Source organism: Amycolatopsis halotolerans, assembly GCF_042647905.1.
Taxonomy (GTDB): domain Bacteria; phylum Actinomycetota; class Actinomycetes; order Mycobacteriales; family Pseudonocardiaceae; genus Amycolatopsis; species Amycolatopsis halotolerans.
In genome coordinates, this window is the sequence record NZ_JBHRWI010000024.1 from 228,961 (window position 1) to 255,541 (window position 26,581).

The 26,581-nt window shown below is 69.9% G+C and carries 22 protein-coding genes; 12 read left to right on the forward strand and 10 right to left on the reverse strand.

Translation table 11 applies throughout. The annotated features are described in order from the left end of the window. Positions 1-23: 23 nt before the first annotated feature. The 5 genes from ACFORO_RS21360 to ACFORO_RS21380 form a co-directional block, all read right to left on the reverse strand. On the reverse strand, positions 24-998 hold the full coding sequence (locus tag ACFORO_RS21360; RefSeq protein ID WP_377873881.1) for an alpha/beta hydrolase: 975 nt from the start codon (positions 996-998) through the stop codon (positions 24-26). After that, positions 995-2,275, reverse strand: coding sequence for a hypothetical protein (locus tag ACFORO_RS21365; RefSeq protein WP_354749759.1), 1,281 nt, complete (start codon positions 2,273-2,275; stop codon positions 995-997). The genes ACFORO_RS21360 and ACFORO_RS21365 overlap by 4 nt, the downstream gene beginning before the upstream one ends. Then, positions 2,272-6,024: a tetratricopeptide repeat protein gene (locus ACFORO_RS21370; RefSeq protein ID WP_377873882.1), complete on the reverse strand. Its 3,753-nt coding sequence runs from the start codon at positions 6,022-6,024 to the stop codon at positions 2,272-2,274. Before ACFORO_RS21370 ends, ACFORO_RS21365 begins: the two co-directional genes overlap by 4 nt. A gap of 60 nt (positions 6,025-6,084) precedes the next feature. Next, positions 6,085-7,440, reverse strand: coding sequence for a serine hydrolase domain-containing protein (locus ACFORO_RS21375; RefSeq protein WP_377873883.1), 1,356 nt, complete (start codon positions 7,438-7,440; stop codon positions 6,085-6,087). An 87-nt stretch (positions 7,441-7,527) separates the two neighbouring features. Next, complete coding sequence (locus tag ACFORO_RS21380; RefSeq protein ID WP_377873884.1) at positions 7,528-8,715, reverse strand: amidohydrolase; 1,188 nt, start codon at positions 8,713-8,715, stop codon at positions 7,528-7,530. Between the two features lie 100 nt (positions 8,716-8,815). Here ACFORO_RS21380 and ACFORO_RS21385 point away from each other — a divergent pair, with 100 nt between their 5' ends. After that, positions 8,816-9,736, forward strand: coding sequence for an oxidoreductase (locus ACFORO_RS21385; protein WP_446681614.1), 921 nt, complete (start codon positions 8,816-8,818; stop codon positions 9,734-9,736). Between the two features lie 208 nt (positions 9,737-9,944). After that, positions 9,945-10,496, forward strand: a complete 552-nt coding sequence (locus tag ACFORO_RS21390; RefSeq protein ID WP_377873885.1) for an HAD family acid phosphatase — start codon at positions 9,945-9,947, stop codon at positions 10,494-10,496. Positions 10,497-10,544: 48 nt separating this feature from the next. Here the strand turns inward: ACFORO_RS21390 and ACFORO_RS21395 are convergent, their stop codons facing one another. Next, a complete protein-coding gene (locus ACFORO_RS21395; RefSeq protein ID WP_377873886.1) occupies positions 10,545-11,279 on the reverse strand; it encodes an SDR family oxidoreductase in 735 nt (244 codons plus the stop codon). Between the two features lie 136 nt (positions 11,280-11,415). Here ACFORO_RS21395 and ACFORO_RS21400 point away from each other — a divergent pair, with 136 nt between their 5' ends. The 5 genes from ACFORO_RS21400 (at position 11,416) to ACFORO_RS21420 (ending at position 14,574) form a co-directional block, all read left to right on the forward strand. Further along, positions 11,416-12,282, forward strand: a complete 867-nt coding sequence (locus ACFORO_RS21400) for an RNA polymerase sigma-70 factor (protein ID WP_354749745.1) — start codon at positions 11,416-11,418, stop codon at positions 12,280-12,282. 20 nt (positions 12,283-12,302) lie between these two features. After that, positions 12,303-12,665: a DUF5313 family protein gene (locus tag ACFORO_RS21405; RefSeq protein WP_377873887.1), complete on the forward strand. Its 363-nt coding sequence runs from the start codon at positions 12,303-12,305 to the stop codon at positions 12,663-12,665. A 42-nt stretch (positions 12,666-12,707) separates the two neighbouring features. Further along, the gene (locus ACFORO_RS21410) at positions 12,708-13,064 is read left to right on the forward strand and encodes a metalloregulator ArsR/SmtB family transcription factor (RefSeq protein WP_377873888.1); all 357 of its coding nucleotides are present in this window, start codon (positions 12,708-12,710) and stop codon (positions 13,062-13,064) included. Further along, positions 13,061-13,564, forward strand: a complete 504-nt coding sequence (locus ACFORO_RS21415) for an SRPBCC family protein (RefSeq protein ID WP_377873889.1) — start codon at positions 13,061-13,063, stop codon at positions 13,562-13,564. Before ACFORO_RS21410 ends, ACFORO_RS21415 begins: the two co-directional genes overlap by 4 nt. A 212-nt stretch (positions 13,565-13,776) precedes the next feature. Then, positions 13,777-14,574 (forward strand): sigma-70 family RNA polymerase sigma factor, encoded by a 798-nt coding sequence (locus ACFORO_RS21420; RefSeq protein ID WP_377873890.1) that lies wholly within the window; start codon positions 13,777-13,779, stop codon positions 14,572-14,574. Between the two features lie 93 nt (positions 14,575-14,667). Here the strand turns inward: ACFORO_RS21420 and ACFORO_RS21425 are convergent, their stop codons facing one another. Beyond that, positions 14,668-15,390 carry a TetR/AcrR family transcriptional regulator gene (locus ACFORO_RS21425; RefSeq protein ID WP_377873891.1) on the reverse strand — a complete coding sequence of 241 codons (723 nt, stop codon included), beginning with the start codon at positions 15,388-15,390 and terminating at the stop codon, positions 14,668-14,670. A 52-nt stretch (positions 15,391-15,442) separates the two neighbouring features. On the opposite strand from ACFORO_RS21425, the gene ACFORO_RS21430 reads away from it, so the two are divergent. Both ACFORO_RS21430 and ACFORO_RS21435 read left to right on the forward strand, forming a co-directional pair. Then, positions 15,443-16,873: a DHA2 family efflux MFS transporter permease subunit gene (locus tag ACFORO_RS21430; RefSeq protein ID WP_377873892.1), complete on the forward strand. Its 1,431-nt coding sequence runs from the start codon at positions 15,443-15,445 to the stop codon at positions 16,871-16,873. Between the two features lie 8 nt (positions 16,874-16,881). Continuing rightward, positions 16,882-17,649 carry an SDR family NAD(P)-dependent oxidoreductase gene (locus tag ACFORO_RS21435; protein WP_377873893.1) on the forward strand — a complete coding sequence of 256 codons (768 nt, stop codon included), beginning with the start codon at positions 16,882-16,884 and terminating at the stop codon, positions 17,647-17,649. 84 nt (positions 17,650-17,733) lie between these two features. Here ACFORO_RS21435 and ACFORO_RS21440 read toward each other — a convergent pair whose 3' ends face one another. After that, positions 17,734-19,059: an IniB N-terminal domain-containing protein gene (locus tag ACFORO_RS21440; RefSeq protein ID WP_377873894.1), complete on the reverse strand. Its 1,326-nt coding sequence runs from the start codon at positions 19,057-19,059 to the stop codon at positions 17,734-17,736. A gap of 937 nt (positions 19,060-19,996) precedes the next feature. Continuing rightward, the gene (locus ACFORO_RS21445; RefSeq protein ID WP_377873895.1) at positions 19,997-23,437 is read right to left on the reverse strand and encodes an indolepyruvate ferredoxin oxidoreductase family protein; all 3,441 of its coding nucleotides are present in this window, start codon (positions 23,435-23,437) and stop codon (positions 19,997-19,999) included. A gap of 174 nt (positions 23,438-23,611) precedes the next feature. Between ACFORO_RS21445 and ACFORO_RS21450 the strand changes: the two genes are divergently transcribed. After that, positions 23,612-24,070: an Lrp/AsnC family transcriptional regulator gene (locus tag ACFORO_RS21450; RefSeq protein ID WP_182891300.1), complete on the forward strand. Its 459-nt coding sequence runs from the start codon at positions 23,612-23,614 to the stop codon at positions 24,068-24,070. 82 nt (positions 24,071-24,152) lie between these two features. After that, positions 24,153-24,776: a cupin domain-containing protein gene (locus ACFORO_RS21455; protein ID WP_377873896.1), complete on the forward strand. Its 624-nt coding sequence runs from the start codon at positions 24,153-24,155 to the stop codon at positions 24,774-24,776. Here the strand turns inward: ACFORO_RS21455 and ACFORO_RS21460 are convergent. Continuing rightward, on the reverse strand, positions 24,773-25,378 hold the full coding sequence (locus ACFORO_RS21460; RefSeq protein ID WP_377873897.1) for an acetate uptake transporter: 606 nt from the start codon (positions 25,376-25,378) through the stop codon (positions 24,773-24,775). The genes ACFORO_RS21455 and ACFORO_RS21460 overlap by 4 nt on opposite strands. A gap of 280 nt (positions 25,379-25,658) precedes the next feature. On the opposite strand from ACFORO_RS21460, the gene mftR reads away from it, so the two are divergent. Next, the gene (mftR, locus tag ACFORO_RS21465) at positions 25,659-26,291 is read left to right on the forward strand and encodes a mycofactocin system transcriptional regulator (RefSeq protein ID WP_354749721.1); all 633 of its coding nucleotides are present in this window, start codon (positions 25,659-25,661) and stop codon (positions 26,289-26,291) included. The last annotated feature ends 290 nt before the right edge of the window (positions 26,292-26,581 follow it).

Consider the following 26,581-nt stretch of genomic DNA (forward strand, 5'->3'; position numbering starts at 1 on the left):
CCTTGAGGACGGTCGAGCCCCGTTCAGCGGGCCAGTTCCGCCAGCGACAGCAGCAGATGCGCCGACTCCGGGTACCAGATGTCCGAATGCGCCCCGGCTGGATTCCACCACCGCCCGCGCCGGAACCGCCACCCCGCCTCGACATTGACGATCCGCCGGTCCATTTCGGACCGTAGATACTCCGTGTCCACTTTGTGCAGCACAGTGGTTGCCACGTCTTCAGCCGGGGCCTTCACGCCGACGTTCCCGATCCCCCGTACCCCCTCCGCCAGCCGGTGCCACAACCCGGTGGCCCGGTCCGCGCGGGAACGGGTCAGCACGATCGGCCCGTTGATCGGAGCATCGCGCAGCACCGGGGCGAACCGGCCGGTGAAGATGTCCGGCCGGGCGGCCATCTGGAACACCAGCAGTGTGTCCACAGTGTACGGATAACGCGGATCAGCTCGCTCCCAACCGAGCACTGGCGGACCGTCCCCCGCAGCGGCCTGCACCGCTTCCACCACGAACCGGCCGCCGAAGGAATGGCCGACGCAGTGCAGGTACTGACCCGTGACGGTCCGCAAACTCGGCGCGCTGCCGGGCAATTGCCGTTCCGCGTTCAGGTACCCGAGCAACTGGCCGAGCGCCTCCGCGGCCCGCCCGTCAGTGGTCATCTTGTGTGCCCGGTCGCGGATCCGCCGGTAGCCGGTCAGGAACGGGTTGCTCATCGACGGCCAGCGCACCATGACGTAAAACCCTTGCCACGCGCCGAGTCCTTCGTAAGACCCGGCCGCGTAGCGCTCTTCCAGCAGCCCGAAGAACTGCCGGGCCCGCCGGTCGGCGGTTTCCCGGTTGTTTTGCCAGCCGTGCACGAACACGACGATGTCGGTCGCCGTCGCCGGGACTTCCAGCCACCGGGCGAGAAACCGCGGCGTCGCCTCGGCGGGCACCGGCTTTCCGGTTTCCGGGTCCACGAAATCGCCGTGCTCGTCGAGGTCCAGGATCACCGGTTCGGTCACGGTCGCCCTTCCTGCCAAAGATGCACGTCGATCCCGCGGTACAGCGAAAACATCAGTCCGAGCGGATTGTGGTGCTCGTCGGCGAACACCCGCGCCAGCGAGCGCACGATGTCGCCCAGTTTCGTGCCCGAATCGATGAACTCGGTGAACAATCGCCGCGAATACTCGCGCGCGAACGCGGGCGGCAGGTCGATCTGCGGACCGATCAGGCAGCGCCCGCCGTTGCCCAGCAAGGCTTTGCCGAAAGCCGAGTAGAACGCCGAGGTCACCTGTCCGCCCTGACAGGCCCCGACGTACACGAACGGCCGCGTCGGCAGCGGCGCTTCCGCCAGCCACGCGATCAGGTCGGTGCCGTAGATCCGTTCGCCGTCGCCGAGCTTCAGATACGGCTGCTCGACCAGGCCACCGGAACCGCTCACCTTGCCGTGGCAGCCGAAATACGTGACGTGGTCGGCGAAATCGCGGCTGCGGAAGTGCGCGGCCAGCGTCTTCTTGTCCGGCCGCAGCACCACTTCCGCCCGGCCGTGGAAGAAATCGACCACCGGCGCGATGTAAGGCGTGTCCGGGAATTGCTTGTCCACGCCGTGGTCGACATTGAGTCCGACGACCGGTTTCCCACCGTCCACGGTGATCCGCGCGTCGAAGTCGTCGACCCGCGAGAAGGTGTGCTCCACGACGTGCCGATAACCCCAGAACCCGGCGAGCGACCAGTTCTCGTCGTCCGGGTACTCGTCCGGCCGCCGCGGCGAGGTGTAGAGCATTCCCCACGGCACGATCAGGCTGTCGGATTCGACGCTGATCACGTTCTCGCCCTCGGCGAGCGCCAATTCCAGCAGCGAACGGATCCGCCGCAACCCGCGATCCGGACCGGCGAACAACAGCCGGTACAGGAGATAGCCGGCGTCGGCCAGCGCGAAACCCGCGCGCCGCAACAGTTCCGGCCGCGCCGACAGGTCCCAGCCGTCGGCGAACGGATACCGGCGCGGGCCGCGTTCGGCCTGCTCGGCGAGGTCCACGATGTGCCGCTGCCACGTTTCGCGGAGGATGTCGATCCGGGAGTTCAGCTCGCCGAGAGTGTGCGTGATCCGGCCCTGGTACCCGCCGCCGCCGTCCTCGGGGAACGCGCTTCCCCAAGCCTGCACGAGAAGCCCTGGCACCCCGGGGAACTCGAGGAACCGCAGGTTGACCGTCCGCGCCCGGTTGTACGGCGGCACCGCGACGCGGCTCAGCCCGGCGGTGTTGTCGACGGTGACCTCGGTGCTCAGCTGACGGGTCATGACGGCATCTCCACCGGCAGCGCGGCCGCGATTTCCAGGAGCAGCTGGCCGTCGTGCTCGCGGTAGACCCGGAACACGAGCCGCAGCGTCCCGGGCGCGACCGGCATGACGGAGAACTCCGCCGGATCGCGCAACCGGTCGCCGGTGATCCAGCCGACCCGCGACATCGGCTCGGCCGTCCCGGGCGCGGCGTCGAGCAGCACCCGGACGCGCACCACGTCCGACTGCGCGGGCGCGGGGTCCTTGCGCCGCACCGAAACCGCGACTCCGACCAGCTGCCCGACGAGGGCCGGGCCGTCGGAATGGCACTCGACGGTCGCCTCCAGCAAACCGGGAGCCGGTTCCGGCGCGTCGTCCGGCGGTCTCGCCCCGATCGCCCGCAGCCCGGCCCAGATGACGCGCTGCGAGTCGAACGGATCCGGTCCCGGGTCGAGGCGGTCCGGCCGCACCGGATAGCCGACCCGGCCGGTACGCCAGGTGCCGGGCCGCGGATCGACCCGCCGGGAATCGACCCGGCGAGAATCGACGCGACGGGAGTCGACTCGGCGGGAGTCGACCCGCCGGGATTCCACTCGGCGCGAATCGACCCGCCGGGATTCCACTCGGCGCGAATCGACCCGGGCGCTGAGCACCGCCCCGTCAGCAGCCGCTTCAGCCCGCAGCACGTCGATCTCGAAGTCCTCGCCCTTGGCGACGAGCGGCTCGGCAGCGACCGGCTCCCGATACCGCACCGAAATCCGCTCCGACAGCAGGTCTTCCCCGTCCAGCGGGCCGCGGAAACTGACGAGCCCGCTCTCCGCGTCGACGATGTCCACCAGCAACCGCAACCGGCCCAGTGCGGCCTCGTTCCCCTGCGCAGTCGCCAACGCCACCGCCGAGCCGAGCGCCTCCAGTGTGTCGCGCGGATTCCCTTCGCGATACGCGGAAAGCGCTGCGTCCACCGCGGCCGCGAGGCCTGGCGGGCCGATCGACGTGGGGGCCGGTCGGACCGGATCGTCGGTCAGCCGCACGTACACGTGCTCGGCCTCCGACTGCGCGGTGTCCTGGTGCGCCCAAATCGTGACCAGCTGGTTCTCCTGCCCGGTCGCCATTCTCGACGGCACGAGGAAACTCAGCGCGTAACTCCTGGTTTCCCCGGCCGCCCACTGCCCGAGGTCGAGCACCGAGTCGCTGATTCGCCGCTGCGGCAACGGCATCAGCGTTTCCGCCGGGGTCGTCTGGCCGACCCAGTACAGCACGCACCCCGGCAGCTCTCGCACGAACAGCCGCATCGAACCGCCGTCGGAGCCAGCCGTGACCGTGACCCGCACGGTCGTGGTCGAAGTCTGCCGCGGCAGGTAATCCGGGTGGTGCACCACGATCGCGGGCCGCCAGGAAGGACGCGGTTCGGGAACCTTGGCCTGGCGTACCCGGCGGGCGTGCTCCCGCAGCATCGGCCACGCCCGATTCGAGTGCGTCCGATAGATCTGCGCGAGGTCGTCCCGCACCTGGCGAAGGTCAGGCAACCGGGCGGCGGTCGAGGGGTGTTCGAGGGACAGCCGCAGCAGTACCTCCCCGACCACCGCGGCAAGCCGGTCCTGTTCGTCCTCGTCCAGATCCAGTTCGCCGAGCCGGGACCAGGCAGCGAGGGCTTCGTCCACACTGGACAGTTCCGTGGCGAGCGCCCGCACCGCGCCGGCCCGGGCCGCCGTGCTGGCGGGCACCTCGTCCAAAACCGCTGCCGCGCCGACGCGATCGCCTTGCCCGAGCCGGATCCGGGCAAGCCCGAACGCCGCCGCGACCATGGTCCGATCGCAGGCCCACACCGCGTCGTAGTAGCGCGCCGCAATCGCCGTCAAGCCCTGCAGTTCCGCGCAGAAACCCAATGCCAGCAACGGTGCCAGCTCGCCCGGCAACTGGCTCGCGCACTCCCGGTACTGCGCCGCCGCGTCGTCCAGCATTCCCGTGTTCAGCAACACCCCAGCGCCGCGCCAGGTTTCCCCGGTCTCCTCGGAACCGGTGAAAAGGGCGAAAGGCAAGGCCGCACAAGCGTCCTCGCGCCGCAGCGGACTGTCGGCGCGCAACGGCGGCTCCGAACCCCAGGCCTCCCACTCCGGCACTCCGAGTCCCGCCACGGCGAGTCCGCGAGGATTGCCGAACTGCCGGGAGACGGCCGGACGCGGCACGCGAGTGCGCTGGCTGAGCAGCTGCCGCAGCACCCCGCGCAACTGCTCGGCCATATCATCGGCGGTGGCGAACCGCTCGGCGTAATCCGCGGTCGCCCGGTCGATCAGCGCCCGCAGCATCTCCGTTCCGAGGCTGTCGTCCGGCCCGCGGCAAGCCCGCAGCAGCTCCGCCAGGGTGCGGCCGAGCGAATAGAGATCCGAGCGGACGCTGACGCCTTCCCGGTCCAGCTCGGACCGCGACGGCTGATACGCCGGGGTGGCGACGAGCACGCTGTCCCGGTCGTCCTGCCGCCGCATCGAGCCGAGGTCGACGAGCGTGACCCGGTCGCCGTCCTGCAGCACGTTGTCCGGTTTCACATCGACGTACAGCAACCCTCGCCGGTGCAGGTATCCGAGCGCCTCGAGCAGCTGCAGCCCGTACGCGGCGACGTGCTCCGGGCGCAGCCGTTTCGCGCGCTGGGACACCGTCCGCAGCGAAATCCCGCGCACGTACTCCATCACCTGATACCCGATGAGCCTGCCGGTTTCCGGGTCCGGGTCTTCGACGTGGGCGAGGGTGCGGACGACGTTCGGATGGTCCAGTCCGAGCAACCGCGGGACGACGGCGGATTGCGCGGCGGCCAGCGCGCCGTCGCGGTCCCGTTCGCCGATCAAGCCTTTGAGCACCACGAACCGGCCGCCGTCGGCCTCGTCGCGGGCGAGGTAGATCCAGCTGAACCCGCCGATCGCGATGCAGCCGAGGACCGCGTAACGACCGGCGACGACCGTGCCGCGCTCCAGCGCGGGCACAAAGCTGAACGGCGCGCCGCACCGCACGCAGTAACCGCGGGTCCGACCGGCCCGCGAGCCCTGGTCGCGGCCCACCGGATTGCCGCACTCCGCGCAAAACCGGCGGCGCTCCGGCAGCGCCGCGTCGGGCAGGACCGCGTCGTACGGGTCCGGCAGGATCGCTTTCGGCAGCGCGACCCGCAGGTCCCCGGCGTCCGGTATCGGCACGCGGCCGGTGCGGACGAGGAGTTCGTCGAGCCGGTCCTCGAGCACCGAATCGTCGGTCGCCCATTCCCGCAGCTGCGGGAAGTACGCCAGCACGGTGTCCGCCGGAACCAGCCGCACCCCGTGGTCGGCCACCACGATGCCGAGCAGCCGCCCGGTGGCGCGGTCGAACGCGGGACAGCCGGACAGGTCCGGGTCGACGCGGCCCTCCAGCAGCCTGAGCGGGATCCGTTCGCCGTCCGGCACGCCGGTGGTGGCGCGCACCCAGATGCCGTAGCCGAGGCGGAGCGGAAGACTGTGGATCCGGACTTCCCGCCCGGATTCGACCTTCCGCCGGAGCAGGGCGCCGCCTCGCACCGGAGTGTCCAGTTCGAGCAGCGCCAGGTCGCCGCGCGCGCCCGCGAGCGGCGGGACCAGCCCGGCCAGCGCCGCGGCTCCCGCCGATTCGATGCGGAAAGCGGTTTCGTCGCGGGCCGCCCGGGAGCAGGTCAGCACGTACCGGTCGCCGATCAGCACGCCCGCGCCGAGGAGGCGGCCGTCGGCAGCGCGGATCCGCGTCTGCCCCGTATTCCACCCCAGATCAGCGGCCACGAGGTAAAACCTTACCCGGGCAACGCCGCCGGATCGTTCAGTTCGGGCAAAGCCGTCCGGTCACCCCGCGCGACGGGTCGCCCTCCCCGAATGGACGTACTGCGCGCGGCCGGTGCCGTCGTCGCCGAGGAAGACCAGCGGCAGGTGGATTCCGGCCTGCGCCTCGCGGAGGATCAACGTGTCGCCTTCGAGGAAGACCAGTTCGGACTTGCTGGCGGAGCTCAATTCCGCGGCTGTCCCCTTAGGACGTTGCTCCAGCCAGACCCGGCCGTCGTCGTCCTGGGAGACCACGAGATCGGCGACCGTGCTGGCGTAAGTGCCGAGATACCGGTCGGCGGCGAACGCTTCCGGCTCGGACGGCGGACGCGGCGCCAGCGACACCTCGACGCCCCCGAATTCCTTGAGCAGCGCGGGAACGAGGTCGGCGTACAGGCTCATCGCGTCGCCGCCGTTGGTCAGCAACGCCACCGCGAGGTCGCTTTCGGGCACCAGCCGGAGGAACGCCGCCTGGCCGATGGTGTTGCCGTCGTGGCCGTAGACCTGACCGCTCGGGGTGTCGAACAACTCCCAGCCGAGCCCCCAGGCGTCGCCCATGATGCCGAGCGGCGGGAGGCTGACCTGCCGCTCCAGCATGGCGGCGGCGCTCTTCGCGCTCAGCACTTCGGCGCCGCCCGCGAGGTGCATGCGGGCGAAGGCGAGCAGATCAGCCGCGGACATCGCGAGCGACGACCCGGCCGGACCGTTGGACCGCAGCATCGACCAGAACGGCGCGGGCACGAGATCGGAGCCGGGCTCGGGTTCGAGATGCCCGATCGCGGCGCGATAGCGGATCGCGTCGAGGGCGTTCGGGGAAAACTGCCGAAGCTTGAGCGGTCCGGCGAGATGCTCGCGAAGGCAGTCCTCGTAATGCTTGCCGCGCAACACTTCTGCCAGCCGCCCGAGGACGACGTACCCAGCGTTGTTGTAGGAGAACAGCTCCCCGGGCGGAAAGAGCTGCGCGACGCCGTCGAGAGTCGCGACGAACTTCTCGACCGCGTCGTCGCCGGGTCCGGTGTCCGTGAAGAGGTCGCCCTCGAACCCGGCGGTGTGGCTGAGCAGCTGCCGCACGGTGATGGCCGCGTCGCCCAGTTTGAGGTCGGGCAGGTACTGCCGGATCGAGGCGTCGAGGTCGACCAGGCCCTCGTCCACGAGCTGCAGGACGAGGGTGGCCGTCCAGACCTTGGTGATCGAGCCGATTTGGAATACCGAATCGGTCGTGGCGGTGACGCCGGTGCCAAGATTGAGCGCCCCGGCAGCTGCGGTGGCCGTCTCCTCGCCGACGGCCACCGCGATGACCGCGGCGGGGACCTGGTGTTGTGCCAGCAGCGCGGGGAGGTCCTGCTCCAGCCGCCTGCGGAGAGCGTCGAGCTTGTCCATCCCGGGAAGCTATCGCCCCGCCGAGCCGAAAACTTCGTCCCCGGCTACGGAAAAACCGGCGGCATGCTGGAGCAGCGGACGAACTGCTCAGACGAGCACTTCCCCGTCCCACACCACCACCCGGCCACCCGCGATCACCAGCGAACGCACCGGCACCCGCATCAACGCGTCCGGCACGTTCTCCGCCGCCACCAACACCACATCCGCCCGGCAACCCGGCGCCAGATCATGCCGCCCACGACCCACGAACGACGCCGCACGCCGCGTCGCCAACTCCACCGCCGCCACCAGATCCTCGTCCTTCCGCAGTCCGTGCAACCGGGCGAAGCCGAGCGCGATCTGCAGCACGTCGCCGTCGCCGTACGGGGACCACAGGTCGCGGATTCCGTCCGTGCCGAGGCCGACCGGGACCTCGCGCGCGGACAACTCCGTCCACGGCAGCGGGGCCGTCCGGACCGGGGCGACGGTCGCCAGCGAGATGCCCGCCTCGGTGATCCGGTCGAGCAACGCCGCCTGTCGCGCCGGGGGAACCTCGCCGAGCGCGAAGCCGTGCGAGACGGTGACCTTGCCCTGCAGCCCGGTGCGCACCGTCCGGTCGGCGATCAGCTCGTACTGGAACGCGCCCAGCTCGCCGCCGTCGTGCAGGTGGATGTCGAGGCCGACGCCGCGCCGCTCGGCGATCTCGAACAGTCCGTCGAGCTGGCCGACCGGGTCGCGGTCGATGCCCGCCGGGTCGAGGCCGCCGATCCAGCCGGCGCCCGCCGCCGCGGCCTCGTCGAGCAGTTTGAGCACGCCGGGCCGCCGCAGTACGCCGTCCTGGGGGAAGGCCACGATCTCGACCTCCACCGCGCCGCCGAGCCGTTCCGCCGCCTCTCGCACGATTTCGATGCCGCGCAGGCCGAGCCCCAGGTCGACGTCCACGTGGCTGCGCGCCGCGGTGGTGCCGTGCCGCAGGAACTCGCGCAGCACCGTCTCGGCGACCTCGACGCTCGGGATCCCCAGTTTGTCCCGCTCGGCCCGCTCGTGCGCGATGCGGCCTTCGGTGCTCGCGACGCCGCCGTAGGAGACCCACGGCTTGCCCCACCAGCTCTTGTCGACGTGCGCGTGCGAGTTGACGAACCCGGGCAGCGCGAGCAGGCCCGCGCCGTCGATCCGTTCGCCCTCGACCGGGGCCGAACCGGCGGGCCGGACGTCGGAAATGCGGTCGCCGTCGAGGACGATGTCGGCCAGGTCGCCGCCCCACGGGCGCACGCCGGTCACAGTGAGAGAAGCCATGATAATGGTATACCAAATTATCGGGCTCCTGTCCCGCGAGCCTGGCCCTGACACTCCCAGGACCGAGGGGTACTGGCCGCGCCGCGCCCTCGGCAGCACCATGGACGACAGCCGCGACGGCACCGGCGCGGCGAGAAGGAAGGGCGGAACATTGACCGACAACCTCCCCGGCGGGACGTTCACGTTGGCTGGGCGCACCGTCGCCCGCCTGGGATACGGCGCGATGCAGCTGGCCGGACCCGGCGTCTTCGGGCCGCCGAACGACCGCGACGAGGCGCTCGCGGTGCTGCGCACCGCCGTCGAGCTGGGCGTGAACCACTTCGACACCGCTGACTTCTACGGGCCGTACGTCACGAACGAACTGCTCCGCGAAGCACTCGCGCCGTATGACGGGCTGAAGATCGTCACCAAGGTCGGCGCGGTGCGCGACGACAAGGGCGGCTGGATCCACGAGCGCTCGCCCGAGCAGCTGCGCGAACAGGTGGAGTCGAACCTGCGGAACCTCGGCGTCGAGGCGCTCGACGTGGTGAACCTGCGCGTCGGCGGCGGCGAGGACGGACACTCGCCGGTCCCGGGCTCGCTGGCCGAACCGTTCGGCGCGCTCGCCGAACTGCGCCAGGAAGGCAAGATCAAGGAACTCGGCGTGAGCGTGGTCGACGCCGAGCAGGTGGCGCAGGCGCAGTCGATCGCGCCGGTGGTCACCGTGCAGAACTGGTACAACGTCGCGCACCGCGGGGACGAGAAGCTGATCGAATCCCTTGCCGCCCAAGGGATCTCCTACGTCCCGTTCTGGCCGCTCGGCGGGTTCAGCCCGCTGCAGTCCTCGACGCTGGACGACGTCGCCGCCCGGCTCGGCGCCAGCCCGAAGGCGGTCGCGCTGGCCTGGCTGCTGCACCAGTCGCCGAACATCCTGCTGATCCCCGGCACGTCGTCGGTCGCGCACCTGCGGGAGAACGTCGCGGCGGCCGACCTGGAACTGCCCGCGGACGCCCTTGCCGAATTGGACACCATCGCCGGATAACGGCGGATCGGGGTGATGATTGTCCACCGGCGTCGACAATCATCACCCCGAATCGCGGCGGAAAACACGCCCGTAGGTTCCGGTGAACGAACGGCGAATTCCCCTCCGTTGCCGCGAAATCACCCGACGAACGACGGTGCACCGAAACTCCCGGCGAGATTAGCGTGACCGGTGGCAATTTCCGCCACGCGAAGGAGAAATCGCGCCGATGAACGTCAAGAGCGCCTGCGCCGCAATTCTCGCCGTCGCCGGGCTGATCGCCGCCCCGGCCACCGCGTCGGCCGCGGTGTCCGACCTGCCCAGCTACGAGCAATGGCAGTCCGACGTGCGCGAAGCCGTCGACCCGGCCATTCCGTGGCTGACCGACCGGGTCGCGCAGGGCGGAGCCAAGCTGGCGATCGTGCTGGACATCGACAACACCTCGCTGGAAACCGAATACCATCCCGGCGAACCGAACAAGCCGGTGCTCGCGGTCGCCCAATGGGCGGGCCAGCACCACGTGTCCGTCCTGTTCGTGACGGCGCGGACCAGTTCCTCCTCCGCGCGCAAGCAATTGAGCGGCGCGGGCTACCCGATCGACGCGATCTGCACCCGCGAATCCGGCGAGGGCACCGCGGAGGGCAAGCAGCGCTGCCGCGCCGACCTGACCCAGCAGGGCTACACGATCACGGCGAACATCGGCAACCGGTCCACCGACCTCGAAGGCGGGGACTACGAAAAGGGCTTCAAACTGCCGGACTACGACGGCCAGCTCTCGTAACTCGTGCGCGGCGATCCCGGTTCCAACCGGGATCGCCGCGCACGAGCTTCACCGGCCCAGCCACTCCGCCAGCCCGACCCTGCCCCGCCACGAGCCTTCCGCCGGAACCAGGCTGTCCTTGCCCAGGACCGTCCCGAAGTACCTCGCGGCCGGGTCGGTCACCACCTCGCGGGGGTCCTTCCGCGCGGTCAGCACCCGCCGGATCCACTCGTCCATCGGCAGCACGTCCGGGCCGCCGATCTCGACGATCCCGCCGACCGCAGGCTCGCCCGCGGCCTTGGCGACCGCCACCGCGACGTCCTCCGCCGCGATCGGCTGCGTGCCGCCGTCGGAAAGCCGGACCACGCCGTCGACCGTCGAGGTGTCCGCGATCGCGACCGCGAACTCCAGGAACTGCGTCGCGCGCACGATCGTGTAGTTCAGCCCGCTGTCCTCGATCAGCTTCTCCTGCGCGGCCTTCGCCCGCAGGTAACCGGAATCCGGCAGCTCGTCCGCGCCCACGACGGACAGCGCGACGAAATGCCCGACCCCGGCTTCGCGCGCGGCCCGCACCAGATTCCCGGTCGAGCGCCGGAAGAACTCCATGACGTCGTCGTCGGCGAACGACGGCGAGTTCGACACGTCCACCAGCACGTCAGCACCCCGCAGCACGCCGGACAGCCCTTCGCCGGTCAGCGTGTTCACGCCGGTGCTCGGCGCTGCCGCCACGACCTCATGCCCTTCGAGCAACTGCACGACCTGCGAACCGATCCGCCCGGTCCCGCCGATGACGACGATCTTCATGCTCGTTCCCTCCGTTTCCGCCGCGACGGCCGCCGCGAGCGTCGCCAGTCAGGACCGGACAGCTCGCCGATTTGTGACACCCCTTCCCGCTAAGCTCGCGAATGTCCCGCCGGACCAGGAAAGGAACGCGCCGCCGATGGAGGAACTCGCCGAGGCCGCCTCGGTGTTCGCGCGGGTCCGGCCGCGGCTGTTCGGGATCGCCTACCGGATGCTGGGCAGCGTCGCCGACGCCGAAGACCTCCTCCAGGACGTCTGGCTGCGCTGGCAGACCTGCGACCGCTCGGTCGTCCGCAACCCGGACGCGTTCCTCGCCACCACCACGACGCGGCTGGCCATCACCGCGAGCCAGACCGCGCGCGTCCGGCACGAAACCTATGTCGGCCCCTGGCTGCCCGAGCCGATCGACGCCTCCGCCGATCCGCAGCTGGGCGCCGAACGGGCCGCCGCGCTCGAGGTCGCGGTGCTGTTCCTGCTGGAGAAGCTGCCGCCGACGGAACGCGCCGCGTACGTGCTGCGCGAGGCGTTCGACTATCCGTACCACCAGATCGCCGACATCGTGCAGACCACCGAGGTGAGCGCGCGCCAGCTGGTCAGCCGGGCGCGCAAGCACCTCGCCGCGGAACGCCGGACGCCCGTCGAACCGTCGGAACAGCGGCGGTTGCTCACCGCGTTCGTGGACGCCGCGCGCACCGGCGACCTGGCGACGCTGGAGAAACTGCTCGCCGAGGACGTGGTCAGCTACTCCGACGGCGGCGGCGCGGTCCGCGCGACGCGGATCCCGGTGGTCGGCGCGGTCACGGTGGCGAAGTACGTCCGCGCGTTCGCCAGCCGGTTCTGGCCCGGCACCGAGGTGGGCTGGAGCGACGTCAACGGCCAGCCCGCGGCGGTGGTGAGCCACAGCGGAGCCGTGATCGCGGTGCTCACCGTGTCCGCGTCGGCCGAGGGCATCGACCGGCTGTTCTGGCTGATGAACCCGGCCAAGCTCGGGGCGTATACCGCCTGAGCACGGGGTACCCGGCGGGCATGAAGCGTCCCGGCCCGGTGCGCTGGCTGCACTACGTGTACGGCGGGGTACTCCCCGACGAGTACCGCGAGTGGGTGCTGCACGACGCGACCGCGAGAACCTGGGTGCTGCGCTTCGCGTTCCGGATCTTCGTCGAGGCGCTGCCCTGGCTGATCGCGGGTTACGTCGTGCTCACTCTCGTCACGCCGATGCCCGCCGGGATGATCATCGCGGCGCTGCTGATCAGCCTGCTGCTGAGCCTGTTCCTCACCGTCACCAGCGCCGACGAGCTCGCCGAAGTCCGGCTCGCCAAGCACGGTTTCCCGCCCGGCGCGGGGAAAGAGGTCCGCAAACGCCGCGGCGGCGCGTCGACCTGGCCGTGACGTGGTTGCCGGAAGCGTAACCGCTGGGTTACGCTTCTTACCGTGGATCTGGTCGCCAACGCGATCGCCGACCCGGTGCGGCGGGACATTCTGACGCTCCTGCGGCGACAGCGGCTGCCCGCCGGGGAGATCGCCGCGCGCTTCGACATCAGCCGGCCCGCGGTGTCGCGCCATCTGCGCGTACTGCGGGAAAGCGGGCTGGTGCGCGACGAACTCGTGGGCAGACAACGGTTTTACGCGCTCGACCCGCAGGGATTCGCCGAACTCACCGCCTGGCTCACGCAGCTGGTCGCGCCGCCCGCTTGGCAGCAGCGGCTCGACGCACTGGAGACCGAGGTCCACCGCACCCGTCGCGAACGCCGCCGGGACCCCGCTTCCGGAGAGGAAAACACCGCATGAAACCCGTGCCCACCGCGAGAGCGCACCGGCTCGCCGACAGCATCGACCTGGTCCTGCCCCGCACTTTCCGCGCGCCGATCGACGACGTGTGGGCCGCGGTCACCGAGCCCGAACGCACCGCGCGCTGGTTCGGCCCCTGGAAGGGCGACGCGGCACCCGGTCGGATGATCCAGGTCCAGATGGTGTTCGAGGAGGAGGAACCCTGGATGGACCTCCGCATCGACGCCTGCGAGCCGCCGCACCGGCTGGCTGTTTCGTCGACCGACGAATCCGGGGCCTGGCGGATGGAGCTGCGGCTCGAGTCCCGAGGCGCGGCAACGGAACTGCGACTGGTGCACCACCTGGACTCGGCGGACAAAATCCCGGACGCAGGCCCCGGCTGGGAGTACTACCTCGACATGTTCGCCGCCGCTTTCGACAGCACGCCGAGGCCGGACTTCGCCGACTACCACCCGGCAATGACGCCCTATTTCACCGAATTGGCCGGAAAGTTTTCCTGACCGTGCGTCAATAGTCCACTTCGGACAGTCGGCCGCCGAACGAAATACCCTTGAGCGGCCAAGACTTCCCCGGATGGCTGACAGCGGCGGCCGGACCCGAATCGCGCGGCCGACTGCCCGATCCCCGCCGCCATATGGAGTACACTGCTGTACCAGTTACTTTCAGTAGTCCCGCGTGACGAGGTGTGGGCCGGTCCGGTGGGAGGTGCACGGTGGAGACGACGCTGGGCAGCACTCTGGTCACCGATGCGCGAGAGGACGAGCGCACCGACGCCGACCTCCTCGCCGCCGTACGCGCCGGGGATTGCCAGGCAGGCGGCGAACTGTTCCGGCGGCACGTCACGTTGATGCGCCGCGTCGCCGCCGGCTTGGTACGCCAGCAGGCCGAACGCGACGACCTGGTCGCCGAAGCCTTCGCGCGCGTGCTCAGCACCGTCGCGGCCGGCGGCGGCCCGGAATCGAACGCGCCCGCGTACCTCGTGGCCACTATGCGAAATCTGTTCGCGCGATGGAGCCGCCACGAAAATCGTATCGATCTCTACGCGACAGTTCCGGAACCCGTAAATCTCGACGGCGGCGCAGACGAACTCGCAGTCATGCGCTCGGAAGACCGCCTGGTGTGGTCGGCCTACCGAACGCTGCCCGGCCGCTGGCGGACAGTGTTGTGGCGGATGTCCGCCGAGGGCGACACTCCGGCGGAACTCGCGCCGGTACTCGGCGTTTCGCCGAACGGTGTCGCCGTGCTCGCCCGCCGTGCCCGCGAAGGCCTCCGGCAGGCGTACCTGCAAGTCCAGGTGCCGGACGCGGAATTGCCGCAGTGCCAGGAAGTCCGCCGCCGGATGGGCGCGTGGCTGCGCGGCACCCTGCCCGCCCGCCGGGCCGGAGTCCTCGCCGGCCACCTGGCCGTGTGCGAACCGTGCCACGCGGTCGCCGCCGAACTGGCCGAGGTCAACCGCGAACTGCCGCGGATGACCGGTTGCTGCGACCCCGCGATTCCGGAACCTCGCTGACCGCGCGTTCGTACGCGGCTCTTGCTCCAAACGTCCGTGAGGGGAACCCTGAGGGACTCTGATTCCGTCAGGGTTCCCCTCACGGATCTTTCGTTATCCCGAAGCCTCGCTGGCCAGATTCCGCGTGATCAGGTTGACCATGAAGTCGAACCGGTCATGCCCGGCACCGGACGTCAGTTCCGCCGCGTACTGCCGGGTGCGCGGGAACTTCTCCTCCGGCAGCGCGGCGAACCGCTCGATCAGCTGCTCCTGGCTGAACACCCACTCGCCGCCGTGCTGCTGCCGTTGCCGGACCAATGACACTTCCCAGGCGTACGCGGTCACGTAGAGCGTGAGCGAATCCAGCGCCCACGCGGCGGTCTGCGGCTCGATGCCGCCGGCCAGCAGGATCGCCAGAATCCCCTCGCTGACCCGCAGCGTTTCCAGGTGCGTCGGAACCGTCGCGAGCGCGGCGCGGGAGACGCCGGGGTACTTCAGATACAGGTCGCGGATCTGCCCATAGACCGCCAAGACCTGCTGCCGCCAGGTCGCCGGGTCGGGTTCGGGCAGTTCGATCTGCGCGCAGAGCCTGCCGATGAGCAGATCGTCGAGATCCTCTTTGTTGACGATGTGCGCGTACAGCGACGACGGCCCGGTGCCGAGCACCGCGGTGACCCGGCGGACGGTCAGCGCGTCGTAGCCCTCGGTGGCGACGACCTGCAGCGCGGCGTCGGTGATCCGGTCGACCGTGATGGGCTCTTTCCGCGGTTTCGGCGCGGCTTCGGCGCTGGTGGACGCGTGCCGGGCGGCGCGGCGCTCTCGGGGATCAGCGGGCATGTCCGCCACTATAGCTTGACACGAACTTAGTTCGTCATCTAGAACTTAGTTCGTGACTACTGAACTTAGTTCGTCTCCCCGCGCCGAGCCGCTTCCGCTGGTCCAGGCGTGGCTCGTGCTGGTCGTCGTGGTGATCGCCGACCTGATGGACCTCATCGACACCAGCGTCGCCGCCCTCGCCGGCCCCTCGATCCGCTCCGACCTCGGCGGCGGGCCGGTGACCCTGCAGTGGGTCCTGTCGGCCTACACCGCCGCGTTCGCGCTCGGCCTCGTGACGTCCGGCCGCCTCGGCGACCTCCTCGGCCGGCGCAGGCTGTTCCTGCTCGGCATGACCGGCTTCACCCTCGCGTCGCTGGCCTGCGGGCTCGCGCCCAGCGCCGGGTTCCTGATCGGGGCCCGCGTGTTCCAGGGCCTCTTCGGCGCGGCGATGATCCCGCAGGGCATCGCGCTGGTGAAGGTCGTCTTCCCGCCCGAGCAGCTGCGCAAAGCCCTCATGCCGTTCGGCCCGATCATGGGCCTGGCCACCGTCGCCGGACCGATCCTCGCCGGCTGGCTGCTGCACTTGAACCTGTTCGGCAGCGAGTGGCGCTCGATCTTCTTGATCAATGTCCCGTTCGGCATCCTCGCCGGATTGCTCGGCCTGCGCGTGCTGCCGCGACACAGCGGCGAAGACCGCAGCGCCCGCCTCGACCTGCGCGGCGTCGGCCTGCTCACCGCCGCGTCAGCGCTGCTCATCGTGCCGCTCATCCAAGGCCGCGAACTCGGCTGGCCCGTCTGGACGTACGTGCTGATGGTCGCCGGCGTGGTCGCCTTCGTCTTGTTCGCGAGGTCCGAACGCCGCAGCAGCCATCCGGTCATCGCGCCGTCGCTGTTTTCCAAGCGCGGCTTCGTGTTCGGCCTCCTGATCACCGGCGGCTTTTACGCCTCGCTCAGCGGATTCGTGCTCGTCGTGAACCTGCTGCTGCAATCCGGCCTCGGCTGGACGCCGCTGCAGTCCGGCTTCGCCCTGCTTCCCTGGGCCGCTGGCACCGCCATCGCGACTCTGCTGTCCGGTGCGGTACTCGCCGCGAAACTCGGCCGTACGTCGCTCCACTTAGGACTTGCCATCGCGGTCGTCGGCCTGCTCGTCCTGTGGTGGTCGATCGCGCACTGGGGCGCGGCCGTCACCATCTGGCAACTCGCCCCCGCGCTGTTCATCACCGGCGCCGGTTCCGGATTGTTGTTCATTCCGCTCTTCGACTTCATCCTCGGCGACGCGACTCCCGAAGAAGTCGGCAGCGGTTCCGGAATGCTCAACGCCGCCCAGCAATTCGCCGGAGCCATCGGTGTCGCCGCGCTCGGCACGGTGTTCTTCGCCCGCGTCGGACCGGCCGCCGCGCCGTCCTGGATCCCTGCCGCTGAACTGGTTTTCGGCATCTGCGCCGGCCTGTACCTCGTGGCGCTGGCCCTCGTCGGATTCCTGCCGAAACACTCCGCCCACTAACTCGTGAAATGAGTATCGCCGTGCCGAAAACCGCCTTGATCACCGGAACCAGCCGTGCCGTCGGACTCGGCTTCGCCACCGCCCGGCTGCTGTCCGAACAGGACTATCACGTCATCCTCACCGCTCGCGACCTGTCCCGCGCCGAATCCCTTGCCGCGCGACTCCCGAACGCCACCGCGGTGCGGCTCGACCTCGCCGATCTCGCCACCATGACCGCCGCCGCCGACTACGTCGCCGAATCCTTCGGCCGCCTCGACGTGCTGGTCAACAACGCCAGCGACACCGTCGATTTCGCCACCCTGTCCGCGCTCGACGCCGACCCGGCCGCCGTCCAGTCCGCATTGGACATCGACGTCCTCGGCCCGTGGCAGCTCACGCAGTTGTTGCTGCCGCTGCTGAAAGCCGCACCCGCGGCCCGGATCGTCAACGTTTCCAGCGTTTCCGCGCTGCAGATCTCCACCGGACTCGACCTCGGCGCGAGCCTGCGCGCCCCGGCGCATTCCTTCGCCAAGCACGCGCTGAACACGCTGACCGGCGTGCTGGCCTCGGCGCTGCGGGACACCCCGATCCTCGTCAACGCCGTCGATCCGGGAGAAACCGCCACCCATCCCGAACGCGGCGACGAGGACACCGCCCGCCCCGCGCTCGAAAGCGCCCGCGGCGTGGTGTGGGCCGCGACGCTGCCGCCCGACGGCCCGACCGGCGGCCTCTTCCTCGACAGCCAGCCCGTGTTGTCCTTGCTGCCCGGCACGGAAAAACCCCTGGTACGCCAGTGACCCTTGCGCCGGCACACAAAACACCGCGGGCCCAGACCGTGTCCGGTCCGGGCCCGCGGCGGGAAAACCCTTGCTACGCCAGGATCAGTGACCCAGGTGCAGGCTGTCCAGGTGCAGGCTGCTCGCGTGCGACTCGAGACCGCCCGCGACGTCGTGCAGGTGGTTCTGCACCTCGTTGAGCGGCGCGGCGTGCGCGGCGTCCGGCAGCTCGCCGGTCGTCGCGTGCTGGGTGCCGGTCTCGACGGCGTCCTGGACGGTGCTCGTGACGTGCTGCGCGGCCGCGTTGACGGCCGGCGCGTGCGCGGTCGCACCCTCGATGGCGTGGGTCAGCGAACCCGCGTTCGGGGCGGCCGGGACCGACGGCAGCTCCGGAGCGTGCGACAGCTCGCCGACGCCCGGGACCGACGGGGCCTGCGGCAGCGCGCCGACACCCGGGACCTGCGGCAGGGCGCCGACACCCGGCACCTGCGGCAGCTCGCCCGCGCCCGGCACGGCCGGGAGAGCCGGAACGGCCGGGAGGCCCGGAACCGCGCCCGCGGCGTGGTCCAGCGTGCCGGACAGGTCGCCGGCCGAGGTCAGGTCGCCGGTGGCGTTGGCCAGGTCGGCGCGGAGGTCGCCGTGCTCGCCCACCGGGGTCGAGCCGATCGCCTCGTTGACGGTGCCCAGCAGGTGCGAGCCGCCCTGGCGGACGTCCTCGACAACGCCGCTGACCGGGCCGCCGACGGCGGGGATCTTCGCGGTCTCGGAGACCACGGCCTTCCACGTCAGCGCGTCGCCGAGGTGGTTGGTGGTGGCGTCCACCGCGGAGCCGACGAGCTTGCCGTCGAAGACGTGCTCGCCCACCGCGTTGACGGTGTTCTGGGTGTCGATCGCGGCGGCGTCGACGATCGGGCCGACGACCGGGATCGGGTGCGTCGCGGCGGCGACGTGGTCCAGCACGCCGGAGACCGCGCCCAGGGTGCCGTGGGTGACGGTGTTCAGGCCGGTCGCGTCGGCGACGTTGCTGACGCCCTCGAAGACCGGGCTGAGGTTCGGCAGCGCGCCGGCGAGGCCGCCGAGGCCGTCGCCGACCTGGTGCGCGACCGGCTCGGCGGCGGCGTCGGCCTTGTCGAAGGCTCCGGCCAGGTCAGCCGACGGAACGCTCGGGACGGCGGGCACGCCCGGCACGGCCGGGATGCTCGGCGCGGCCGGGACGCCCGGCACCGCGGGAACGGCCGGGACGGCGGGAGCGGCGGGCAGCGGGGCGCTGTCCATGACCAGCGGCATGATGTCCTGCACGTCCGACGGGTTCAGCTCGCTGAGACCGGCGCCGTTCAGCACGCCTTGCGGGTCAGCTTTGTAGTCCGCCATCGACTGCGGGTCGTTCAGCAGGTTCAGCGCGAATTCGTGCAGCGTCTGCACCGGGCCCATAGTTCGTATTCTCCTGTGGTGACAACGGATCGGGGTGGGGTGTCCGAGAAACGGACGAGCCGGCCCCAGAGCCGGCTCCTTTTCCGAACATAGGACTCCGCCGAATGCCCGCCATCGGGGGGTCACCCGGGTTAGCCGGGGCCCCCACTAGGGACTTTATCGATCCCCCGATTAGGGGCATTAGGGGATTCGGCGCGTCCGCACTGGTCACAGGCCTGCCCGCGGCGCACCCCGCCGAGCGCCGCCCACCCCACCGATCGGGGGACGGACGCGGGTCTCCCGGGAAGGTTCGCCAGGACCACCCATTGGTGTGACACCTACAAGGCTTTTCGGGCAGGGCCGGGCTCGACGGGAAGGCCGAAACGGCGCGGAGATCGGGTTCGGCCGCCTCCTCGCCGTTTCTGGCATCGCGCGGAAGAGGGGCACGGAATGCGCGTTGAATGGGGTTCCGGGTAGTTGATCTCGCTTCAATCAGCGGGTATCTGCGCGGAATCCGCCGCAACTCTGCGGCGAAGCGCTCTTCGGCGGTTCAAGCGGACGGGTCGCCGCTAATCCGGCAGGGTCGCCAAGCCGAAGCAACCGGAGCCTCAGGCAATCGCGACCCGCGCCGACCCCGGCGGCTCCGGCGGACGGCTCGCCCGAACCCGGCACCGTCGCCAAACCGGAGCAATCACCGCCGCAGCGACACCACCCCCTGCCCCACGGCGACTCCCGCCGAGCAGTCGCACCCCGCGCGGAACCCGGCATCTCCAGCGGACGGCTCGCTCCTAACGCGGCACCGTCGCCAAACCGAAGCAACCGGAGCGGCTGCGACACCATCCGTCCCCGCGGCGGCTGCCGGATCCCCTCCGGCATCCGAATCCAGCGGCCCAACCAGGCAACTCGCCCCGAAGCCGCTGCGGCACGAACCCGTCCCGCAGCGGCTCCCGGCTCCCCCTCAGGCAGTCGCGACCCGCACCGAGTCCGGCATTTCCATCTCCTTCAGCAGCTCCTCCTGCCGCCTCCGGTAAGCCGCCACGTTGGCCAGCTTGATCTCCTCGTACCCGCGCACCGAGTCCGGCAGCGCGGCCAGTTCGACCAGGCGGGCGTCGCCCCGGTCGGCGACCTCGAGGGCACGCGTCAGCGCCTGCCGGTACTCCCCGATCAGCGCCCGCTCGACCCGGCGGACCTCAGCGCGGCCGAACGGGTCCAGCTTCGTCCCGCGGAGCTTGCGCATTGCCTTCAGCGCCGCGAACGCGGGCCGGACGCTGCGGCCGCCGAGGCTGATCTTGCGATTCATGCCCAGCGCGCGCAGCACCGGCGGGTGCAGCCGGTGCGCGAACCGCGTGCCGACGCCGAACTGCGCTTCGATTTCCGCGGTCAGCTGCGGATCCAGCGACAGCCGCGCCACCTCGTACTCGTCCTTGTAGGCCATGAGCTTGTAGAGGTTCCGCGCGACCGCCTCGGTCACCGAAGCGCTGGCACGCGTGCGGATCCGCTCGACGAACTCCGCGTACTGCCGCGCGTACCGCTCGTCCTGGTAGGCGATGAGGTCCGGGATGCGCAGGTCGAGCACCCGGGCGAGTTCGCCGTCGGCCCGCACCAGCGCGCGCACCCTGCGGACCGCTTCCGCGTCCGCGACGGCCGGAGCCTCCGACGACGACGGCGAGAGTTCCGCGTCGAGCGCCTCCGGATCGGCGACCAGCTGCCGACCGCGCCGGAACGCCTGCAGGTTCGTCTCCACCGCGGTCCCGTTGATCTTGATGGCCTGTTCCAGGCTTTCCGCGGAGACGGCCAGCGAGCCGGTCTGGTAGGCCGCGCCGAGCTGGAGGATGTTGGCGTACTGGTCGTCGCCGAAGATCTGCTCGGCGAGGCCGCGCGCGTCGAGGTAGTGCCCGGAGGCGGTCGCGTCGCCGAGCGCGCCGCGGATGCTCGACTGGTCCGGGTACGAAACTTCCTTGTCCACCACCATTCGCCCGGTCGGAACCTCCGAAGTGGACACTACGGCGACCGTCCGCCCGGCATCAGCCACGCCGAGGTACGCCGGGTCGGCGGCGACCAGCGCGTCGCACGCGAGGTAAAGGTCGCATTCCCCGTTGGCGAGTTTCGGAGCCTGTTCGACGGCGCCGGTGGAGATCTTCACGTCCGAGACAACCGCGCCGCCCTTTTGCGCGAGCCCGGTCTGGTCGAGGGTGCGCACCTGCTTGCCGTCGAGAACCCCAGCGACACCAAGGATTTGCGCGACGGTGACCACGCCGGTGCCGCCGATGCCGGTGATCCGCACAGCGACGTCGGACAGGGTTTTCGCCGGTTCGGGCAGGACATCGGCACTGATCGGCGCGAGGTGCCGCCGCTTGACCTCGCCGGTCGGGACGACGGTCAGGAACGACGGGCAGTCGCCGTCGAGGCACGAGTAGTCGACGTTGCACGAAGCCTGGTGGATCTGGGTTTTACGGCCGAACTCCGTCTCGACCGGTTGCACCGAAAGACAATTCGACTTCACCCCGCAGTCGCCGCAGCCTTCGCAAACGCGCTCGTTCACGAAGACCTTGCGCGCAGGCGCTTCCTGCTTCCCCCGACGACGCTTGCGCCGCTTCTCCGCCGCGCACTCCTGCTCGTGAATCAACACCGTCACACCGCGATGCGCCGCCAGTTCTTCTTGCGTACGAAGAAGTTCCGACCGGTCACGCACCTCGACCCCGCGCGGCATCTTCCGCTTCCGCAGTCGACGCGGCGCGTCCGAGGTGATGACGACCTTCGCCGCGCCCTCAGTGAGCAGCAGCGCGGCGACCTTCTCCACGGAAAGCCCGCCGACCGCGTCCTGACCGCCGGTCATCGCGACCGCGGAGTTGTAGAGCAGCTTGTACGTGATGTCGACGCCTGCCGCGACCGCCGCGCGCACGGCGAGGCTGCCGGAGTGCATGAACGTGCCGTCGCCGATGTTCTGCATCAGGTGCGGCGTCTCGACGAACGGGGCCATGCCGATCCACTGCGCGCCCTCGCCGCCCATCTGGGTCAGCCCGACGACCTCGCCGACCTGCTCCGGCTCCATGAACAAAGCCATGGTGTGGCAACCGATCCCGGCACCGACGAGCGTCCCGTCCGGGACCTTGGTGGACGAGTTGTGCGGGCAGCCGGAGCAGAAGTACGGCGTGCGGGCCAGCAGCGGCACCGAAATCCGCTCGCGGCGACGCCGCCCCTTCCACGCCGCGACGGGTTCCGCTTCCGGCAGGCGCTTGGCCAGGCCGCTGGCGATGCGGTCCGGGTCCAGCTCGCCGAGTTCGGTGAACAGCACCTGCCCGTGCTGGTCGGACTTGCCGTACACGCGCGGCGCGCCGGTGCGGCCGTAGAGGATTTCCTTGATCGCCGGTTCGACCAGTGCGCGCTTTTCCTCGATCACCAGGATTTCGTCGAGGCCCTCGGCGAATTCCTTGATGATGCCCGGTTCGACCGGGTACACGACGCCGAGCTTCAGCAGCCGGATGCCGTAGCGGGACAGCTCGGACTCGTCGAGACCGAGCATCCGCAGCGCCTGCCGAAGGTCCAAATAGGACTTGCCAGCGGTGACGATGCCGACGCGGTCGTTCGGTCCGGACCGGACGATCCGGTTGATCCCGCTGGCGCGCACGTATTCCATCGCGAGCGGCAGCCGGACGCGGTGCAGGCTGTGTTCGAGCGTGATCAGCTCCGGCCCGAGAAGCCGGCTGTTCGGCTGGTGCTTGTACGCGCCCTCGGGCATTTCCGGCGCGGTCCATTCCGAATCGACCAGCGCGGTGCCGCCGGAGTCGGCGACGTTCGCGACGATCTTCATCGAGGACCACAGCCCGCTCGCGCGGGAAAGTTCGACCGCGTGCCTGCCGTGCTCCAGCACGTCCTGCGCGTCGGCCGGGAAGAACACCGGCATCGCGAGGTCGGCGAGCGCGTGCTCGGACGCACACGGGATGGTCGAGGATTTCGCGTTGGGGTCGTCGCCGACCAGCGCGACCGCGCCGCCGCGCGGGTCGGTGCCCGCGAGGTTCGCGTGCCGCAGCGCGTCGGTGGCCCGGTCGAGGCCAGGGGCCTTGCCGTACCACATGCCGACGACGCCGTCGGGGCGCATCGTGCCCGCTCGGGCGGCCAGCTGGCTGCCCATGACCGCGGTCGCGCCGAGTTCCTCGTTGACGCCCGGCTTGTGCACGATGTTGTGCTCGGCCAGCAAACCGGACCGCCGCGCCAGCTCCAGGTCGAACCCGCCGAGCGGCGAGCCCTGGTACCCCGACACGAAGGCCGCCGAGTCCGCGCCGTTCTGCCGGTCCAGCCGGATCCGGTCGAGCAGGACGCGCACCAGCGCCTGCACCCCGGTCAAGTAGACAGTGCCCGCTTCGCGCACGTACCGGTCTTCCAACGTGAAGGCGTTCATCCGCACTTCCCTTCCGCACGCCATCAGCCCACGGGCACCCGCCGTTGGGACGTGAGCCACCTCACCCCACCCCTGAGCCCGGGCGCAACGTGCCCGGCCACTGTAGTGGCAAGGACGCAAAGGATGACGCGCGAGAGGGCGGATCGGGCAGATCTGTTGCGTACGATGCCGCTCATGGCCGAAGAACTGCTGGACGCGACCGACCACGAGATCATCGCGTTGCTGCGCGAGGACGCCCGGCGCACGTTCTCGGACATCGCCGGACGGGTGTCGCTCTCCACCGCCGCGGTGAAGCGGCGCGTCGACCGGCTCCGGGAGAAGGGCGTGATCACCGGCTTCACCGTGCAGGTCGACCACGCGAAACTCGGCTGGGGCATCGAGGCGTTCGCGCAGCTGCGGTTCTTCGGGAGCACGAACGTCGCCGAGATCGTGGAGACCACCACGCGGATCCCGGAAGCGCAGGCGGTGTTCACCATCGCCGGCGACCCGGACGCAGTGGTGTGGCTGCGCAGCCGCGACATGGCGCACCTGCAGAGCACGATCGACGAACTGCGGCGCAGCCACCGGATCACCAGCACGCGCACTCTGATCGTGCTCGACTCGTGGGTGCGCGGCGAGGACCGGCCCGAGTGACCTTCGGGCAGTGTCGCGGCGTTCCGGTTGCCATCCGGTTTCGCGCGTCGGCATCGTCGAGGTGACGCTTCGAAGGGATGCCATGCCGAGCCACACCGCGACTTTTTCTCCCGCAGGCTGGACCGAGGCCGGGCCCGGGGTCTGGACGAAGGACCTGTTGCAGTCCCCTGGCGACTCGTTCACGCTGGTCCGGCTGGGCGCCGGGGCGGTGCTGTCCGATCCTGGCGACCGGGTGCTGGTGCTGGAAGGCACTCTCGCGGACCATCGCGCCGGTGCTTACCTCGCCGCTGACGGCGCACTGTCCAGTCCGGACGGCTGTCTCGCGCTGAGCATCAGCGGCGAGCGGCTCGGGGAACCGGCTGAGGACGCGTTCGGGCCTTCCGGCTGGCAGAAATCGGGCCCCGGACTGTGGTTCCGGTTGCTGCTCGACGTGGCGTTCGACGAGACCTTCGACGAACGCGTCGTCGGACTGTCCTCTTTCGAGCCCGGGTCGTTCTCGGCGCGGCATCCGCATCCGACCGCGCACCGGTTCCTGTTCCTGGACGGGGAAGCCGACGACGAGCTGGTCTTCCCGGACGGCAGCCGGGTCACGGCTCGCCGCGCTCGCGGCGACTTCGTGGACTATCCCGCCCAGGTCGAGCATCAGACGTTCAGCCGCGGCGGCTGCCTGATCCTCTTCCTGCACGAACCCGCTGAGCGTGCTTAGCGCTTGCCGATCGGGCCGGTCGGGAGCACCGTGCGGCCCGCGGTGGCGTTGGTGACGACCGCGAACGAGCCGTACCAGGCGACCACCGCGGTGGCCAGTCCGAGCCAGCCGCCGATCTTGCCCGCGCCTTCCGCGCCGCCCAGTTCACTGATGGTGAGGAACAGGAAGGTCAGGAACAAGAGGACGAAGACTCCGATGAGGACGGCGTTCGTGCGCAGCGACGCGATCATCATGTAGCCAGTGAAGATGGTGAACACCAACAGGAACATTCCGGTGGCGGTCGCCGCGTCGGCAGGCGGGATCTTCGGCGCGAACTGCCAGACGTAGAAGTCGAAAGCCAGCCAGAACGCGCCGTAGGTGCCGAATGCGGTGGCACCGAAGGTGTTGTTCTTTCGAAATTCCCACATTCCGGCCAGGAGTTGGGCCAGGCCGCCGTAGAAGAGGGCCAGCGGCAGGACCACGGGCTCGACCGCCTTGGGGATCAGGCCCGCGTTGACCGCGCTCAGGACGAAGGTGGTGGCGGCGAAGCCCGCTAAGCCCAGTGGACCCGGGTCGGCGATGGCTTCGGCGGGTGAGGCCGGGCGAGCGGCTGTTTCACTCATCGGATCCTCGATTCTGCTTTGCGGCAGGATCTTCACATCTGACACCTGACGCAACAGACTTGTCCACTGTCCACAAGGTCCCTCTTTCGAGTGGTGGCGGGTGCGGAATCGGGAATGCGGTTTATTTCGGACTTAGCGGTTTTTGTCGCGCATTCTTCTGGTATTCGACAGTCCATTGTGGATGGGGTTTGGCCGTCTCGCGGTGGGCCGCCGATGCTGCGGGGTGCCGGCGGGCGAGTACTGTCACCCGGTGACAGAAGCGTCCGCGGGAGGGGGAGGCATGCCTGCTGATCCGGTCGACGAGGCTCGGCCCCGGCGTGGCCGGCCTCGGGGGACCAGTGCGCGGCAACTGGAGGAGATCGCGCTGCGGCTGTTCACTGAGCAGGGGTTCCACGAGACGACCGTGGATCAGATCGCGGCCGCTGCCGGGGTCAGCCGGCGGACGTTCTTTCGGTACTACGACGCCAAGTCCGACGTGTTGTGGAACGAGTTCGACTCCGAGGTGGATACGATCCGGGAGTTGCTCGCTGATTCTCCGGAGGGCATTCCCGTGCTGGAGGCAGTTCGGCGGGCGGTGTTGGCGGCCAATCATTATCGGGCCGAGGATGTGCCTGAGCTGCGGATGCGGATGAATCTGCTCAGCACTGTGGCTGAACTGGCGGCCAGTGCTACTCGGCATTACGACGCCTGGGAGCGGGCTGTGATCAGCTTTGTGGCTCGGCGTACTGGGCAGGCTGAGGATTCGCTGTATCCGTTGGCGGTGGGGCGGGCTGTGTTGGCGACCTGTCGGGCGGCTTATGAGCGGTGGTCTGCTCGGGCTGATGCTGATCTCACGCTTTACTTGGACGCTGGGTTGCGGGCGCTGGCGGCTGGGTTTGCTGATGAGGTGCTGGTTGGGGAGCCTGGGGTTTGAGTCTCGGCTCGTCGCCTGGCGGCGACATTGCCGTCCTTGGTTGCGTGGGGCACCCCGAAGCTTGATTGTGATGACGGTCTGAGGGTGGCGGGGAACAGCGCCCCAATGTGGCATTGGGTGCATGCGACGCACCCAATGTGGCGTTCGGTGCGTCTGACGCACCCAATGCCACATTGAGGTTTTCTCAGTAGGGCTGGGCGGGGTGCGTGTCGTCGGGGGATGAGGCGTGGGGCGGCCGTGTCATGACAACCGTGTAAGCCGCGGATGGACCAAGATCGGGTCGCTGACGG

Excerpts from the sequence above, each read along its gene's own strand:
- ACFORO_RS21365 (WP_354749759.1), bottom strand. The coding sequence starts at position 2,275 with ATGACCCGTCAGCTGAGCACCGAGGTCACCGTCGACAACACCGCCGGG.
- ACFORO_RS21375 (WP_377873883.1), bottom strand. The coding sequence starts at position 7,440 with ATGGACAAGCTCGACGCTCTCCGCAGGCGGCTGGAGCAGGACCTCCCC.
- ACFORO_RS21380 (WP_377873884.1), bottom strand. The coding sequence starts at position 8,715 with ATGGCTTCTCTCACTGTGACCGGCGTGCGCCCGTGGGGCGGCGACCTG.
- ACFORO_RS21385 (WP_446681614.1), top strand. The coding sequence starts at position 8,816 with ATGGACGACAGCCGCGACGGCACCGGCGCGGCGAGAAGGAAGGGCGGA.
- ACFORO_RS21390 (WP_377873885.1), top strand. The coding sequence starts at position 9,945 with ATGAACGTCAAGAGCGCCTGCGCCGCAATTCTCGCCGTCGCCGGGCTG.
- ACFORO_RS21395 (WP_377873886.1), bottom strand. The coding sequence starts at position 11,279 with ATGAAGATCGTCGTCATCGGCGGGACCGGGCGGATCGGTTCGCAGGTC.
- ACFORO_RS21400 (WP_354749745.1), top strand. The coding sequence starts at position 11,416 with ATGGAGGAACTCGCCGAGGCCGCCTCGGTGTTCGCGCGGGTCCGGCCG.
- ACFORO_RS21405 (WP_377873887.1), top strand. The coding sequence starts at position 12,303 with ATGAAGCGTCCCGGCCCGGTGCGCTGGCTGCACTACGTGTACGGCGGG.
- ACFORO_RS21415 (WP_377873889.1), top strand. The coding sequence starts at position 13,061 with ATGAAACCCGTGCCCACCGCGAGAGCGCACCGGCTCGCCGACAGCATC.
- ACFORO_RS21425 (WP_377873891.1), bottom strand. The coding sequence starts at position 15,390 with ATGCCCGCTGATCCCCGAGAGCGCCGCGCCGCCCGGCACGCGTCCACC.
- ACFORO_RS21435 (WP_377873893.1), top strand. The coding sequence starts at position 16,882 with ATGAGTATCGCCGTGCCGAAAACCGCCTTGATCACCGGAACCAGCCGT.
- ACFORO_RS21440 (WP_377873894.1), bottom strand. The coding sequence starts at position 19,059 with ATGGGCCCGGTGCAGACGCTGCACGAATTCGCGCTGAACCTGCTGAAC.
- ACFORO_RS21445 (WP_377873895.1), bottom strand. The coding sequence starts at position 23,437 with ATGAACGCCTTCACGTTGGAAGACCGGTACGTGCGCGAAGCGGGCACT.
- ACFORO_RS21450 (WP_182891300.1), top strand. The coding sequence starts at position 23,612 with ATGGCCGAAGAACTGCTGGACGCGACCGACCACGAGATCATCGCGTTG.
- ACFORO_RS21455 (WP_377873896.1), top strand. The coding sequence starts at position 24,153 with ATGCCGAGCCACACCGCGACTTTTTCTCCCGCAGGCTGGACCGAGGCC.
- ACFORO_RS21460 (WP_377873897.1), bottom strand. The coding sequence starts at position 25,378 with ATGAGTGAAACAGCCGCTCGCCCGGCCTCACCCGCCGAAGCCATCGCC.
- mftR (WP_354749721.1), top strand. The coding sequence starts at position 25,659 with ATGCCTGCTGATCCGGTCGACGAGGCTCGGCCCCGGCGTGGCCGGCCT.